We start from the raw sequence: 14,273 nt of genomic DNA, 5'->3' as shown, positions 1-14,273 counted from the left end.
TGGCCGCTGATCAGCGGTTGACGGACTGGATTTCCTGGACGGTGACTTCCTGGTCATTGCCGAAGGTGCCGTCGGGGAGGTCTCCGCCCGCGCCGCCGGTTCCTGTCCAGGTGATATCCCAGGTGATGGTCGCCCGGAGCTTGTACGTTCCGTCGCCGGAGGAGCGGAGGTATGTGATGCCGCAGGGTGGGGTCTCGTCGGCTTTGCCCTTGGCGTAGGGCTCGCCGATGGACTCGTCGTCGTTGATCCGGCATTCGCCGGAGTCCGGGAACGTGGTGGCGTCCGCGGTGCCGGGCTCAAGGTTGAGGGCGACGGGAGTGGCGGTGGTTGTCGCCTGAATGTTCAGCCCGGGTGTGTTGAGCGAGGCCGTGACTGAGACGGGCTGGAACTCGCCCTTCTCCAGCCACGCCCAGGTGGGGAGATTGACCTTCGTGATGCCTGCGGGCGACAGAGTCACCTCGGTGCCGGGCACCTTGATCTGCTCGTAGGCTAGGCCGGCGAGGATTTCTGGCGTGATGGCGTTCTCGACGTCAGGAGTGTCGCCGTTTTCAACCCAGAAGGGCAACTTCGAGTTGCATGCTGTCCGCTCGAGAATGGGCGCATTCGGATTCTCGACGGCTCCCCACCACATTCCCTCGTCCTGCTTGTCGAGGTTGTAGTTCTTGTACTCGCCATCCTTGTACATCTGGCGAAATTCGTACGAGGCACTCCGTGCGTGAGCCGGCTGGTTGGCGTCACCGGAGATCTCTTTGTACCCGGCCTCTGTTTCCTTGGCGAACTGCTCCGCGGTCCACTGGGGGGCGTACCAGCAGGCCGGTGGTGTCCAGTCGCTGCCGCTGACCGTCACGGAGCCGACTGAGGATCCGGAGCCGTTCTTGGAGGTGTCGTACGAGATCGCGGTCGCCTTGGCGTACAGACCATCGCCGTTGAGGCCGGTGTCGGTGCCCGTGTCTGTTGAACTCTTGTCCGTCGGACCGCCCGCGAAGGCGTTCTGCGCGGATACCAGGAGCACCGCAGCCAGCACGCCGACGACAACGACTCCTCGTCGCTTCAGGCCTTGCACTGGGTCGCCTCCTTCTGCACCTGAACGGCCTCGGCTGTCCACAGGCCCTCGGCGTCCTTGGAGGTAGTCATGACGATTTCGAAGAAGTAGTAGTCCTTGTCACTGGGTTCGGTCTTGAGGACCTTCCCGGACTTGACTTCCTTGCCATAGAACTTCGAGTCGTCATCGCAGAAGGAGACGGAAGCGCGCTCCCCTCCGCTCGCCATGTCGACCTTGCCCCGGGTGTAACTCTGGGTACCGGTGACAGTCCATCCCCCGTCGATGTACTGCTGGATCTGCTTCTTGGCGTACGCCTGTGCGGTGCCCCGCGGGTCCGAGTAGAACTTGTACGCTGCATCCTCCGCGTCCTGTTGAACGACTCCGTAATTGATTGCCCGGACGAAGTTCTCGGCGTCGTTGAGGGCGGCCGCCTCTTGGGGCTCCGTCGGCTCGGTGCGGTCGAAGGCCATGGTGAAGTCCGAAGGGAAAGTCATCTTCGGACGGTCGATGGCGTCCGACCCGGCCGGGGCACTTGGCGAGGCTGACGTCTTCGTCTCGCCGGTGTCGGCCCCCGCGATCTTGTCGTTGTCCTTCGTGCTGTCGTCCCCGCTGCCGCATGCGGTCAGCAGTAGGGCTGCGGTCGCGGCGAGCGCGGCAGCAACGGGCAAAGAGCGGCGCTTCACAGTGGACTCCCCGTGAGACAGGTGTTCAGTCAAGAGCAATGACCGTATCCGTGTGGCAATCGGTTTCGCCACAGCGAACTTCCTTGTAGGGCTGCGCAGAGAGGGAGAAATGAGGACAGCTCAGCTTGGTCTGTGGCTCGATGGTGTCCAGGTGCACAGCGGCCGGAATGCCAACGGTTCGCTCGGGGCTGCCGTAGAGACGATGTTGGCCGTCGGGTTCGTGCGTTGCTTGAGCGATGAGATGGCGTGCAGTAGCAGGCGCCGTGGAGGGACTGTTCAGGCCTCCGCGCCGGCACCGGAGGCGGTGGTCGCACTGTCCCGTGCACCTTGGCGCCGCCGACTGTAAGCAACGTACACGCAGATCAGCAGCGCGGCTGTGACGATCGTGGACGCGAGGCCGGCAGCCCACAGCCAGGGGTAATTCCTGAAGGCCCAGCTAGGGGAGGTCGAGTTGCCGCGGCCCCATTTGCCGCTGTCCTGGGAGTTGAAGACCAGTGCCACGAGCTGCACCATCGCCGTTCCGCACCCGACGGTCAGGAACATGCAGCTGATCGTGCGGGCCTTGTGTGCCTTCCAGGACTTCCTGTCCATCCGGGCCAGTGACAACCCGAAGAGCGTCACAACAATCGGCAGCAGCGCCCCCAGGAACACCGCGAACCCGTACGCGCCGCCCGGCCATGCGTCGGCAGCCCACTGCCAGGTGTTGTCGCCCCAGAACATGTCCGCCAGCACCAGGAAGACGAAAGCTGCGGCGACGGATAGGACCACGAGGCAGCCGGACAACTTGTCCCACTTGCCTGAGCGCTCGCCCTCGGGCTCGGGACGCTTCCCTGACCGCGTCTCGTGCCGCAGAGACGCAGTGGCTGCTTTCCCTCGGCGGGGCCTGGCCGACCCTCCCATGTCGCTGCTCCCTCCCGTGTGTTGCTGTCGCAGTGCGCGGAGAGTCTGCCACGGCTACCGGCTGTCGAGGTTGCGAGATCGTTCGCCGACGGTCGTCCACCGGGGCGTAACGCCTCAGTCCTGCATCGGTGCCATGTCCTGGAGTCGGTCAGTTGTGCTGCAGCGCGGCCTACTCCCCAGCCACGACGTCACTCAGCCACAGACTCCTCGCGAAGTCGTCCGCCTCATCGAGATGAGCGGCCAGCCAGCCTGGATCATCGGCCACAGTGCGCAGGGACAGATCGATCCCGAAATCCTCCGAACGCCAGGCGAAGCTGAGCGACATCATCAGCGCGCCCTCGCGGGATCCCCAGTAGCGAAGGGATCGCAGACCCTCTCCAAGCCGTTCCGTCGTGAACGTGTCCACCTCGACCGGACGCACCGGGCTCTCCTGGTCGGGCTGTACCGCCTCGCGGAGCTGTACCGTGCGGTCGCCCTCAGCAGGAACCGTCAAGGCGTAGAAGGCCAGCGGAATGCGGCGTGGATCGGGCGCGTAGAGAAAGACCTGGTGGGCCGGGACACGGCCGGGGATGCCCTCGGCCAACATGTCCAGGCGCATCGCCAGTGCGCGGATCTCGCGCCGTTTCGGGCGCTTCTCGCGCAGCCGCCAGAGAATGTCGGCGCTCTTGTACGCCCACTCCTGGCGCTCGTCGACGCTGTCCCACCTCAGCGGCATGAGCAGCCACGCCGCGGGGTCCGAATCCGTCTCCAGGAAGATCACTCGTAGCTCCATCGGAACGTGGTCATCACGGCGTCGAAGAGTTCCACCAGGACGTCGGCGAACTCGCTGCGGGGTCCCCGTCGGCGATGGTGCTGAAGCAGACGGTCGCCCACTGCGCGACTTGGCTCCCCGGAACGGGGAGAACGTAGTCGATACGGCGGGAGGCGTGTTCGACCTCCCGATCCGGGTCGGCGGCGACGACCTTGTCCACGCGGACGCCGTCGGCACCGTCGACGGTCACCGGCTCACTGCCCGCGCCGTCCGCCAGCAGTTGGGCCAGGATTTCGTCGCCGGCGGCGTTCACCCCTGGGCCGGTGAGGGCCTCCGAGACGACGATCGAGGCCGCGACGAGCGTGCCGTGGATCCGCTCCACAGGGAGATAGAGCGTCAGTCCGTCCGCTTTGCGTGCCTGCTGGACACCCTTGTTGAGGCGTTTGATCAGCTCCAGGCGGGCCTTGATGACGTCGTCCTTCGGGATCTCGGTCGACAGTTGGTCCACACTACGGTCGACGATCCGCTTGACGGCCTCGTGCGCCTGTGGGTGCCGGTCCTGTGTCTGTTGGAGGCGGAGCGCGAGCGCGCGGGGATTGTCGGCCATGTCGGTGTGCTGGTGGACGTGATGCACCTGATCGACGATGACTTCGTGATGGCCGTGACCATTGCCGAGCTGTGCCGCGACAGCGTCTCCTTCGGCGTCGGCGCCGCCGTGCACGCCGCGCGGCCGAATCAGATGCTTCCCGAGGGGGCGCTCGTCGCCACTGTCGAGCCCGAGGCTTATGAGGGTCTCGGGGTCGGGGTCATGGAACTGAACCGCTGAGGAGCCGCGCTTGAGGGAGCCGGGAGCGGTGCCGCTGTGGGCTGGTGATGGCTCCGCCCACAGGCCCCCGGGGTGGCCCTCACTCCCGCCCCAAGTGCCCCTCCATCACCCCCGCCAGCCGCTCCAACGCCCCCATGACCCACTCCCGGTCCTCCCCGAGACCTGCCAGCAGCTCCACCTCCGCGGCCAACTGCCTTGGAAACAGGCCGTCCACGGCCTTCTCGCCCGCCGGGGTGATGGTGATCAGGGCGGCGCGGCGGTCGGCGGGGTTGGGGGTGCGGTGGATGAAGCCGCGTTTTTCCAGTCTGGCGAGGGTCTTGCTGACGCCGGCGCGGGAGAGGCCCATCTGTTGGGCGAGGCGGCGGGCGATGGCCGGTTCGGTCGCGTGGCGGAGCGGGATGAGCATGTCGACTTCCGGCGCGGTGAGCGGGGCGCCTTCGTAGAGCGGCTCGACGGCGCGGTCGAGCAGCGCGGTGATGCGCTTGAGCAGGGCGATGAGTTCCATCGGGGAGGTGTCGAGGCCGGGGTTGTGCGCCGCCCACTGCCCACGGACGTCGGTGGTCGGGAGTGACATGCGTATCGCCCTTTTTACCTGGTGGAAATTGTTAACCAGTGAACCATTAGTTATCTTTAAGTCCATGGTAGCCCTGCCCTCCGGTCAAAAGTCCGCCCCCTACGACGCTCACCCCCTCACTCCCACCCAGCCGTCGAAGCGCGCGGACGCGCTCCTCGTGGTGGTCCTCGCCGCGCTCACCGCCGTCGCGCCCCTCGCCATCGACACGTACGTCCCGGGCTTCCCCTCGATGGGCGCCTCGCTGCACGCCAGCAGTTCGGCGGTGCAGCTGACCATGACGGCGTTCCTGGCCGGTCTCGTGGTCGGGCAGTTGGTGATCGGCCCGATCAGCGACGGTCTCGGGCGGCGCGGGCTCCTCGTAACGGGAACCGCGGGCTTCGCCGTCTTCTCCCTCGTCTGTGCTGTCGCGCCGAACATCACCGTCCTGACCGGCGCCCGCTTCCTCCAGGGCGTAGCTGGAGCGGCGGGCATGGTCCTGGCCCGTGCGGTGATCACCGACCGTTTCCACGGCCCGGACATTCCCCGCTACTTCGCGCTGCTCTCGCAGATCCTCGGTGTGGCACCGATCGCCGGGCCCATCCTCGGCGGCGCGATCCTCTCCGTCTCCACCTGGCGCGCGGTGTTCGTCACGCTCGCCGTCATCGGTGGCGCGATGCTGCTGGCCGTACTGCGCAAGGTGCCGGAGACCCTGCCGTCCGAGCGTCGGCAGGCCGGAGGCCTCGCGAACACCTTCCGTGCGATGGGGGAGTTGCTCGGCCGCCGGACCTTCATGGGGTACGTCCTTGTCCTCGCCCTCTGCTCGGCTGCGATGTTCGCCTACATCAGCGGATCCAGCTTCGTCTTCGAGGGCCTGCACGGAGTCTCGGCGACGACGTACTCGCTGATCTTCGCCTCCAACGCCGTCGGCATGCTCATCGCCGGCGCCCTCTTCGCCAAGCTGGCCGCGCGCGGCGTACGCCTGAACACGCTCCTCACGGCGGGCGTCAGCACGGCCGCGTTCGGCACGCTCGCCCAGGTCGTCCTGGTCGCCACCGTCGGCGAGACCCTCGGGGGTACCTGGGCCACCTTGTTCGTGACCATGACCGGCATCGGCATGGTCTACCCGTCGACGACAAGCCTCGGCCAGACCCTGGGCCGGGCCGCCACGGGCGCCGCCTCCGCCCTCCTCGGCGGCGTGCAGTTCCTGTTCGGCGCCCTCACCTCCCCGCTCGTCGGGGTCTTCGGCGAGGACAGCTCTCTGCCGATGGCGGTCATCATGCTGATCGCCGTCGCGGGGGCGGGAGTTGCGCTGGTGGGGCTGGCGCGGCCTTGGGAGGGGCGGGGGGAGATGGGCGGCGGCGCGGAGGGGGCGCGGTAGGACAGGTCCCAGGGGCGGGAAGCAGCCCCCGTTCCGGTTTTGCGCGAGCGGCGATCTCAGGCCGCGTGGTCCTCGAAGCTGAACTCGGGAGTCGTACGCGGGCCGATCCGTGCACCCGATTCAAGGGCGGCGGTACGTCGCTCGATCAACTCAGGAGTCGGATCGACACCGCTCTCCTCGATGGACTCGATGTCCTCCTCGGACATATCGGCCCGTCGAGCCAGCTCGGCCGTACTCCTGCCCAGGACGGAACGTCGGTCGTAGACCGCGGCACGGCGGTAGGACGATAGAGATCACCGACCACGGCACGCCTGTCGCGGCTGTGATCCCTATGGGGCTTCTCGACTACTTCCAGCAGCCCGAAGACGAGCGTGATCTTGCAGCCGCCGAGGAGAGGAAGGCCGGTACAACGCGCGGGGTGTCCCACGCCGACGTGGCCGCGAGCTTCGGCCTGAACCCTGACGGGACGCCTGAGCGATGACCTACGACATCGTCTGGTCTGACGGCGGCATCGAGCAGCTTGCCGCACTCAACGAGAGGCATCAGGACGCGGCGATGCTCGTCACGGGTGCCGTGTACGACCTTGCTGACAATCCGCGCCCCACCCATGCCACCCGCCTCGGCCGGCGACATCTACCGGTTACTCCTGGTTTCCACCCGCGTGATGTACGAGGTGCGGGACAAGACGGTGACCGTAGAGGTGCTGACCGTCGGCCGCAGCGATCGCCCACGTTGATTCTCTGCCGTCCCGTGCGGGGGCTGCTGCCGAAAGTCGACGTACGCGTAGTACGAGGGTGTGGCAGCCGGATGCGTCCGGCGCCCCCGCCTGGACCCGCCCCATGCACCTCGTAGGCTGACCCAAGCCGAACAGGCGAACAGGCGTGCGGCAGGCGCGCCTGTGTAGGGGCAGAGGGACGGGGGACACACACCATGGCCCGGTACATGGAGACGCTCACCATCGAGCGTGGTGGGTTTCGGATCAAGGTGCCCGAGTCGTGGTGGGAGTTCGACGTGCGGCCCGAGTCGCGTGATGACTCGATACGGCGGATGGTCGACGAGCGGGTTCGGCAGCGGCCGGAGCTGGCCAAGTACCGTGACACGTATGCCGCGTTCCTTCAGAAGGCCGCGGCCGACGCCTGGAAGTCGGGTGCGCTGTACTGCGGTTGCATGGCCGAGGCCTTCGGCGGCGACACCCCGATCACCGGCTCGGTCACTGTCTCGATCGTCGGCGGCCGTTCCGCGACTGGGGATCCACTCTCTACCGACCCCCAGACCATGGCGGGCCAACTCTCCGCGCGTGAGGCGAAGAAGGAGGGCGACGCCTGGCGCAAGGTGACGACGGTCGACATCCCTGGCGTGGGACCGGCCGCGCGCACGCACGGCATCGAGGACATCGTCGTACCCGATGACGCTCTGAACCGCACTATTCGCGCCGTGCTCATGCAAACCTTCGTGCCCGTGCCGGGGCAGGAGGGCAAGGTCGCCCTCGTCGCCGGGAGCAGCCAGGTCCTCGACCTCGCGGACTCCTTTTTCGACATCTTCGACGCGATCACGTCGACGTTCCGCTTCGCGGAGTAGGCGCCGCCGTCTTTCGGTGGCTCGGGCAAATCCAGTAACTTCGCTCATGTGTACGGATGTTGCTGACGTGCTTGCAGTCACGGGGGATGAACGTGGTGAATCGGCCGAGGGACTGGGATGTCCTGGATCTGGACAGGGACCCCACCCCCGGTGATCCGGAGCGGGTGCGCCAACTGTCCAAGAATCTGCAGGACTTCGCCGATGATGTCGGGGACGCCCTGCGTCTGATCAAGGGGATGGCGGGCGAGGAAGCGGTCCTGGAGTGGGCGGGGAAGTCCGCGAAGGCGTTCCAGGATCAGTTTTCGGGTGTGCCGAAGCAGCTGAGGAAGCTGAAGACGTCGTACGACATGGCCGGGGGTGCGCTGGCGGCGTACTGGCCGAAGCTGGAGCGTGCGCAGGCGCTGGCGGATAGGGCGTTGGCCAACGGCCGCGCCGCCCAAGCCGATCTCAGCTCAGCCAAGTCGCGTCTCTCGTCGGCCGATTCGTGGGTGACGAGGGCCGGCAAGGAGGCCGACAAGTACAAGGACGATCCGACCGGCAGCAAGAGCACCGAGAAGCCGGACGAGGCCACAGTCCGGGCAGCCACCCGGGACGCGCAGCACGCCAAGTCGGCGCAGACATCCGCTCAGTCGGACGTGTCGTCCGCGCAGAACGCACTGGACGCGGCGAAGAAGATGGCCGAGGACGCCCGCACCATGCGCGAGGACGCCGCGCGCGAGGCCAAGACCAAGATCGACGAGGCGTCGGATGCGGGGATCCGCAACCGGAAGTGGTGGGAAGAGGTCGGGGACTGGTTCTCCGACAACTGGGACACCATCGTCACGGTCTGCAAGGTGGTCGTGGCGGTCGTCGGGATCATCGCGATGATCATCGGGGGGCCGATCCTCGGTGCGATCGTGCTGATCGCGGCCCTCGTCGTCCTCGCCGACACCCTCAATAAATACGCGAAAGGCCAGGCGTCGCTATGGGACGTGGCCTTCGCGGCGCTGGACTGCATACCCGGGATGAAGGGGCTGACCACCCTCGGCGGACTCGCAAAAGGGGTCAAAGGCCTGGGCAAGGTGGGCCTCAAGGGCATGGCCATGGGGGCCAAGGGGCTGGGGAAGAGCGCTAGGGGCATGCTCGCGGACGGAGCGAAAGGCGCTTACAACCGGCTCAAAACCAAGATCTTCGGGTGCGGTGACCCGGTCGACGTCGCGACCGGCGCCATGTACCTATTGCAGACCGACGTCGAACTCCCCGGCGTCCTGCCCCTCAGCTTCACTCGCCGAGCGGCCTCGAACTATCGCACGGGTTGGTGGTTCGGCCCTTCCTGGTCGTCCACGCTCGACCAACGGCTGGAGGTCGACCAGGATGATGTCGTTTTCGTCACCGAGGACGGGATGCTGCTCAGTTACCGGCGTCCTGGGACAGCGGAAGATTCTTCCTTCCCGGAGCAAGGCCCTCGCTGGCCGCTCACTCTGACGAATGACGGTGGCTATCGGATTCACGACCCTGACTCGGGGCACTCCCGAAGATTCGCACCCCCCGCTGATGGCCTGGCTCTACTGCGGTGTGTCACCGATCGGAACGGCAACACCATCGAATTCGATTACGACCCCGACGGGACACCGCTTCGCATACGGCACTCGGGCGGATACCGCCTCACGTTCACCACCGACGAGGGCCGCATCACCGCACTGAGCCTTGCCGGCGCCGGCGCCGGCAAGGACGGGTCCGATGTCCCTCTCAAACGGTTCATTTATACCGACGGGCAGCTCACCGGGGTCATGGAATCGTCGGGAGTGCCGCTGGGTCTGGTTTATGACGACAGGTTGCGCATCACATCCTGGACCGACACCAACGGCAGTACGTATCACTACAGGTACGACGAACAAGACCGTTGTACGGCCCAGGGTGGTGAGGCAGGGCACGTCGCCTTCACCTTCGACTACGACGGCGCCGATGCCGAATGGCCTGGTCATCGGGTCACCACGGCGACCAGCGCCGCAGGGGCCGTAAGCCGCTACGTCATCAACGTCGACTGCCAGGTTGTGGCCGTGTCGGATCCGGTCGGTGGCCTGACCCGGATGGCGTACGACACCCATCATCGGCTCCTGTCCCGTACCGATTCTCTCGGACACACGACGCATGTGGTGAACGACGAGTGGGGGCGCGTTGTTGAGGTTGTGCGCCCTGACGGCGCACGTACCGAGTACGCGTACGGCGAGCTTGGTCTGCCCGTGACCGTCACTCTGCCCGATCGGACCCTCGTGCACTGCTCTTACGACGAGCGGGGCAATCGCATCGCCATCACGGAAGCCGACGGTTCCACGTTCCGCTACGCGTACAGCGATGCCGGGCATCTGCGCAGTCTCACTGACCCGCTCGGATACACAACGACGATCCGAACCGACCCCGCAGGCCTCCCGATTGAGATCACGGATCCGCTCGGAGCGGTAATCCGTCATGAGAGGGACCCATTCGGCCGCACTTTCCGATTGACGGATCAGCTGGGGGCCGTCACTCATCTCGAGTGGACCATGGAGGGCAGGCTCGCGCGTCAGACCGACGCCGACGGCTCCGAAAGCTGGGAGTACGACGGAGAGGGCAACTGCCGACGGCACGAAGACGCGGCCGGCAACGTAAGCACTTACGAATACACCCACTTCGACCTGCTCGCGGCGAGAACGGACCCCACGGGAGCGCGCACCACTTACACATACGACGCCGACCTGCGCCCAGTCCAGGTAACCGCACCCACGGGCGATGTGTGGCGGTTCGTTTACGACACAGCGGGACGCCTGGTGTCCGAGACGGACTTCGGCGGCGTCACCACCAGCTATGCCTACGACCTTGTCGGCCAACTCACCGCCCGAACCAATGCCTTGGGGCAGACCGTTCACAGTGAACACGACGCTCTCGGCCGAGTGGTCCGGAAACGGGCGGAGGGAGTGACATCAGAATTCCGCTACGACCTCTGTGGGCGGCTGGTGGAAGCGGTCGGCCCGGACGCGACGATCAGCATGACCCGGGACCGGGCCGGCCGTCTCCTGACAGAAACGACCAACGGCCGACGCCTGGCCCATAGTTACGATCAGTTGGGCCGCCGCCGAGACCGTACAACTCCCAGCGGCGCCAGGAGCAGTTGGACCTACGATGTGGCGGGAAGCGCCCTCGAGGTCGTGACCTGCGGCAACAGTATTCGCTTCGACCGTGACCACGCGGGGCAAGAACTCGCCCGGTACATCGGCGGAAGCGCGGTCCTGACCCGTACCCATGACCAGTTGGGCCGCGTCACCTCCCAGTCACTCACCAGTGAGGGACGTACAACGCCGCGCAGACGTCACTACAACTACCGGCGCGACGGGTACCTGGTCGCTGTCGAGGACCTCGACGGCGCTCTGTCCCGCTACGAGGTGGACCCGGTCGGACGCGTAACCGAGGTCCACGGACCGCAGGGAACCGAGAGCTATGACTACGACGCCCTCGGCGAACAGACTCGGGCTTCATGGCCCACCGCATTCCCGGGCCAGGAAGCTGTCGGAGAACGAAATGGCCAGACCTTGCGCCTGAAGCGGGCGGGAACAGTGCGCTACGAGCGCGACGCGCAAGGCCGCATCACTCTCCGGCAGAAGACGCGGCTGTCGCGTAAACCGGACACCTGGAGCTACGAGTGGGACGCGGAGGACCGGCTGACGGCAGTCACCACTCCGGACGGAACCCGCTGGTCATATGGCTACGACCCGCTCGGGCGCCGCATCGCCAAGCAACGGCACAGCCCAGATGGCGCGAGGATCCTCGAACGGATCGAGTTCGTCTGGGACGGAACCACTCTGTGTGAGCAGACGACCACTTCCACAGGTCTGCCTCACCCGGTGACACTCACCTGGGAACACCTGGGCCTGCACCCCATTGCGCAGACCGAGCGCGTCACGGCAACTCATGCCCCGCAGGAAGAAATCGATCAGCGTTTCTTCGGCATCGTCACCGATCTCGTCGGAACGCCCAGTGAGCTCGTCGACGAAGAAGGAGAGATTGCCTGGCGCAAGCGATCGACCTTGTGGGGCACCACGATCTGGAACCGCTCCGCGACGACTTACACCCCCTTGCGCTTCCCCGGCCAGTACTTCGACCCGGAAACCGGTCTGCACTACAACCTCTTCCGACACTACGACCCTGAAACGGCCCGATACCTGACCCGCGACCCGATGGGTCTCGCGGCCGGCCTCAACCCTGTCGCCTACGCGCACAACCCATTCACCTGGGCCGACCCGCTGGGGCTGACACCATGCGAAGAAGCGGCCAAACAGGCTGCGGCTCGCAATGAGTCCGTACTGGGTCCGAATGTACCCACTCGGGCCGAAGCCTCCGTCGGAAGCACGACAAGCCACAGCTATAAGAAAACCTTCTTCGCCGCGCATCCGGGTCTCAAGGGAAAGGTTGTCGTCCACCACGCGATTGAGCAGCAGGTGCTCAATCGCTACCCGGGCCTGTTTTCTGCGGATGAAATGCATTCTCTGGAGAATCTTCGGGGCATTCCAAAGGGAGATATCAATAGCAGGGTGCATCTCAGCCAGATTCGAGTGGAATGGAACCGTTTTTACGATAGCAATCCGAACCCCACAAGGCAGGAAGTTCTCGATCAGGTCACGCGCGTTGATGATATGCTCGGGAACTGGTTTAGTCCGCGTATTCGGTAGAGGAACCCAGAAGGGCGGGACCATATTATGTGGCGGGAGATTATCGATGGATTCGCATCGGCAGATCCGCGGTACCCGGTGGAGCCTGGCGTGCTCGACCGGATCGAGGCGGCACTCGGGCAGACGCTCCCTCAGGATCTCCGCGCCTTCCTTTTGGAAAGCAACGGCGTGGAGGATGAATACGGGACGGACGTCATTTGGTCTGCGGAGCGCATCCTGAGCGATAATCTCTCGTTCCGTGAAAATGATCGGTATCGATCTCTTTATATGCCATTCGATTCACTGGTCTTCTTTGGTGATAATGGCGGGGGGGATCAATTCGCTTTCGTGCGGACCCCGGAACGCAGTGAAGTGTTTGTGTGGGACCACGAAACGGACAGTCGAAAACTCGTTTCCTCCAGCTTGGAGAACTATCTGCGCAGTGCAATGGAAAGTGATGGGGAGGACTGGTATCGGTAGTGAGGAAAGCGTCACTTCCGATCCCCCGTTGGAGGGGAGGGGGAGGTGTAGGGCGTGACCTTTGGGTCTCGATGAACTGCTGGTGGTTGCGGCGATCTACTTGGGCAGCCGAGAGTCGACGGGGGAGTGCATGGACACCCGCGCTGTTGTGAGCCGCCTCCGTGATGTGGAGCCGCTTGCGAGGCTCGCAGGCGCTTGACACCAGACGCCGGTGCCAGGCCGCTTCGAGTTCGCCGGTGCTCTCTCGGTCGACGGTCGTCGCGAGCTGAAGTGGGAGACTTCCAGAACGAGTTGGACCAGGGGGAAGGCAGGAAGTCCCCCGTGTGGCTGAAAGATCACGCCACCCCGCCCCCGCCCGTGAGCACCTCGTGCAGGCCTGGTGTACGCCCGGTAACGAGTCCCCGGCGCAGGGCCGTCAGAAGATTCGCTGCTGCACAGCACCTTCACCTCCCGGATTCCCTTACTCAACACGGCGGCCCCCGCTCCGCATTGCAGCTGTATAACGTCGGGCCCTGTGGGGTTCGCGAGCATCAGCGCGCCTTGAGGGGCTTATGCGCGGCTGATACGGTGCCATGGCTTGAGACTCGCCTCCGCGTTGGCTGTTCGGCCAGGTCGGGCGGTACGTCCGGCAGAGGCGGACCGGGGTGGAGTGTCCTGGTTGGCGCGGTAATTGGTCGAAATCTTCTTGGGTGTACGGGGAGCGGTTGCGTGAAGATCCAAGAGCGTACGGGGGCGGGCAACAACCGTTCCGCTGCGCCGGTCCACCCGGCGATGGGCGAGCGCCTTCCTGCGCCGCCTCGCGAGCGCAAACCCGCGCTCGCCGCTCTCGCGGTGCTGCTGATCCTCGTGGGTGCGCTGGGCGCGACCATGCTGGTGCTGCGCGCCGGGGATCGTATTGAGGTCGTCCAGGTGACGGCCGACATACAGGCCGGGGACTCCGTGGGCGACAACGTGAAGTCCGTGATGGTCGCGGACGACACCGGCGTCAACTACATCAGGTGGACTCAGATCAAGGCGCTGAAGAAGCTCACGGCCAGGTCGCCGATCTACAAGGGGACCCTCGTCATCGGCGAGATGTTCGAAGATGTCCCGTCCATCCCCGAGGGCAAGGCCTCCGTGGGCCTCGCGCTCAAGGAAGGCCAGTACCCCGTGGGCATCAAGTCGGGCGACACCGTGGCCGTGTACCGCGTCAGCGAGGACAGCGGCGCGGGCAGCAGCTCGTCGAGTGCCGGAGGCGCCGACAGCACTCTGATCGTCGACCGGGCCGAGGTCAAGAACGTCAAGACGACGTCGGACAGCACGATCAGCAGTACCAGCCTCCCGGTCACCCTCACCGTGGACAGCGACGACGCGGCCGCAGTCGCGCAGGCCTCCTCGGCCGGCGAAGTCGCCCTCGTTCTCATCCCCGGCAACTAAAGGCG

Annotated in this window: 14 protein-coding genes; 7 read left to right on the top strand and 7 right to left on the bottom strand. The window is 65.6% G+C overall.

Annotation, left to right across the window (positions count from 1 at the left end; genetic code table 11):
* Positions 1 to 10 precede the first annotated feature (10 nt).
* From ACFVKT_RS34275 to ACFVKT_RS34255, 5 genes are all read right to left on the bottom strand, one after another.
* Positions 11 to 1,054: a hypothetical protein gene (locus ACFVKT_RS34275; protein ID WP_385739181.1), complete on the bottom strand. Its 1,044-nt coding sequence runs from the start codon at positions 1,052 to 1,054 to the stop codon at positions 11 to 13.
* Entirely contained in the window at positions 1,051 to 1,725 is a 675-nt protein-coding gene (locus ACFVKT_RS34270; protein WP_385738864.1) for a hypothetical protein, read from the bottom strand. The genes ACFVKT_RS34275 and ACFVKT_RS34270 overlap by 4 nt, the downstream gene beginning before the upstream one ends.
* Before the next feature lie 276 nt (positions 1,726 to 2,001).
* On the bottom strand, positions 2,002 to 2,493 hold the full coding sequence (locus tag ACFVKT_RS34265; protein ID WP_385738862.1) for a hypothetical protein: 492 nt from the start codon (positions 2,491 to 2,493) through the stop codon (positions 2,002 to 2,004).
* Between the two features lie 301 nt (positions 2,494 to 2,794).
* On the bottom strand, positions 2,795 to 3,397 hold the full coding sequence (locus tag ACFVKT_RS34260; RefSeq protein WP_385738860.1) for a hypothetical protein: 603 nt from the start codon (positions 3,395 to 3,397) through the stop codon (positions 2,795 to 2,797).
* 13 nt (positions 3,398 to 3,410) lie between these two features.
* Positions 3,411 to 3,983 carry a hypothetical protein gene (locus tag ACFVKT_RS34255; protein ID WP_385738858.1) on the bottom strand — a complete coding sequence of 191 codons (573 nt, stop codon included), beginning with the start codon at positions 3,981 to 3,983 and terminating at the stop codon, positions 3,411 to 3,413.
* A gap of 6 nt (positions 3,984 to 3,989) precedes the next feature.
* Here ACFVKT_RS34255 and ACFVKT_RS34250 point away from each other — a divergent pair, with 6 nt between their 5' ends.
* Entirely contained in the window at positions 3,990 to 4,202 is a 213-nt protein-coding gene (locus ACFVKT_RS34250; RefSeq protein ID WP_385738856.1) for a hypothetical protein, read from the top strand.
* A 79-nt stretch (positions 4,203 to 4,281) separates the two neighbouring features.
* Here the strand turns inward: ACFVKT_RS34250 and ACFVKT_RS34245 are convergent, their stop codons facing one another.
* Positions 4,282 to 4,776: a MarR family winged helix-turn-helix transcriptional regulator gene (locus ACFVKT_RS34245; protein ID WP_385738855.1), complete on the bottom strand. Its 495-nt coding sequence runs from the start codon at positions 4,774 to 4,776 to the stop codon at positions 4,282 to 4,284.
* A 64-nt stretch (positions 4,777 to 4,840) separates the two neighbouring features.
* Between ACFVKT_RS34245 and ACFVKT_RS34240 the strand changes: the two genes are divergently transcribed.
* Positions 4,841 to 6,133 (top strand): multidrug effflux MFS transporter, encoded by a 1,293-nt coding sequence (locus ACFVKT_RS34240; protein ID WP_385738854.1) that lies wholly within the window; start codon positions 4,841 to 4,843, stop codon positions 6,131 to 6,133.
* A 56-nt stretch (positions 6,134 to 6,189) separates the two neighbouring features.
* Here ACFVKT_RS34240 and ACFVKT_RS34235 read toward each other — a convergent pair whose 3' ends face one another.
* Positions 6,190 to 6,339, bottom strand: coding sequence for a hypothetical protein (locus ACFVKT_RS34235; RefSeq protein ID WP_385738853.1), 150 nt, complete (start codon positions 6,337 to 6,339; stop codon positions 6,190 to 6,192).
* Between the two features lie 401 nt (positions 6,340 to 6,740).
* Between ACFVKT_RS34235 and ACFVKT_RS34230 the strand changes: the two genes are divergently transcribed.
* The 5 genes from ACFVKT_RS34230 to ACFVKT_RS34210 all read left to right on the top strand — a co-directional run bounded on the left by ACFVKT_RS34230 (position 6,741) and on the right by ACFVKT_RS34210 (position 14,268).
* Complete coding sequence (locus tag ACFVKT_RS34230; protein WP_385738852.1) at positions 6,741 to 6,869, top strand: hypothetical protein; 129 nt, start codon at positions 6,741 to 6,743, stop codon at positions 6,867 to 6,869.
* Positions 6,870 to 7,063: 194 nt separating this feature from the next.
* Positions 7,064 to 7,711 (top strand): hypothetical protein, encoded by a 648-nt coding sequence (locus ACFVKT_RS34225; RefSeq protein WP_385738851.1) that lies wholly within the window; start codon positions 7,064 to 7,066, stop codon positions 7,709 to 7,711.
* An 86-nt stretch (positions 7,712 to 7,797) separates the two neighbouring features.
* Positions 7,798 to 12,393, top strand: coding sequence for a DUF6531 domain-containing protein (locus ACFVKT_RS34220; RefSeq protein WP_385738850.1), 4,596 nt, complete (start codon positions 7,798 to 7,800; stop codon positions 12,391 to 12,393).
* A 90-nt stretch (positions 12,394 to 12,483) separates the two neighbouring features.
* Positions 12,484 to 12,852: an SMI1/KNR4 family protein gene (locus tag ACFVKT_RS34215; protein WP_385738849.1), complete on the top strand. Its 369-nt coding sequence runs from the start codon at positions 12,484 to 12,486 to the stop codon at positions 12,850 to 12,852.
* 708 nt (positions 12,853 to 13,560) lie between these two features.
* On the top strand, positions 13,561 to 14,268 hold the full coding sequence (locus tag ACFVKT_RS34210) for a hypothetical protein (protein WP_385738847.1): 708 nt from the start codon (positions 13,561 to 13,563) through the stop codon (positions 14,266 to 14,268).
* The last annotated feature ends 5 nt before the right edge of the window (positions 14,269 to 14,273 follow it).

The organism is Streptomyces sp. NPDC127595, assembly GCF_042671685.1.
In the GTDB taxonomy this organism is placed as follows: domain Bacteria; phylum Actinomycetota; class Actinomycetes; order Streptomycetales; family Streptomycetaceae; genus Streptomyces.
This window is presented reverse-complemented; position numbering and strand designations above follow the sequence as displayed.

What these genes read in the sequence shown, in the direction of transcription:
- ACFVKT_RS34245 (WP_385738855.1), bottom strand. Translation starts at nt 4,776, where the DNA reads ATGTCACTCCCGACCACCGACGTCCGTGGGCAGTGGGCGGCGCACAAC.
- ACFVKT_RS34240 (WP_385738854.1), top strand. Translation starts at nt 4,841, where the DNA reads ATGGTAGCCCTGCCCTCCGGTCAAAAGTCCGCCCCCTACGACGCTCAC.
- ACFVKT_RS34235 (WP_385738853.1), bottom strand. Translation starts at nt 6,339, where the DNA reads ATGTCCGAGGAGGACATCGAGTCCATCGAGGAGAGCGGTGTCGATCCG.
- ACFVKT_RS34220 (WP_385738850.1), top strand. Translation starts at nt 7,798, where the DNA reads ATGAACGTGGTGAATCGGCCGAGGGACTGGGATGTCCTGGATCTGGAC.
- ACFVKT_RS34230 (WP_385738852.1), top strand. Translation starts at nt 6,741, where the DNA reads ATGCCACCCGCCTCGGCCGGCGACATCTACCGGTTACTCCTGGTTTCC.
- ACFVKT_RS34255 (WP_385738858.1), bottom strand. Translation starts at nt 3,983, where the DNA reads ATGGCCGACAATCCCCGCGCGCTCGCGCTCCGCCTCCAACAGACACAG.
- ACFVKT_RS34260 (WP_385738860.1), bottom strand. Translation starts at nt 3,397, where the DNA reads ATGGAGCTACGAGTGATCTTCCTGGAGACGGATTCGGACCCCGCGGCG.
- ACFVKT_RS34225 (WP_385738851.1), top strand. Translation starts at nt 7,064, where the DNA reads ATGGCCCGGTACATGGAGACGCTCACCATCGAGCGTGGTGGGTTTCGG.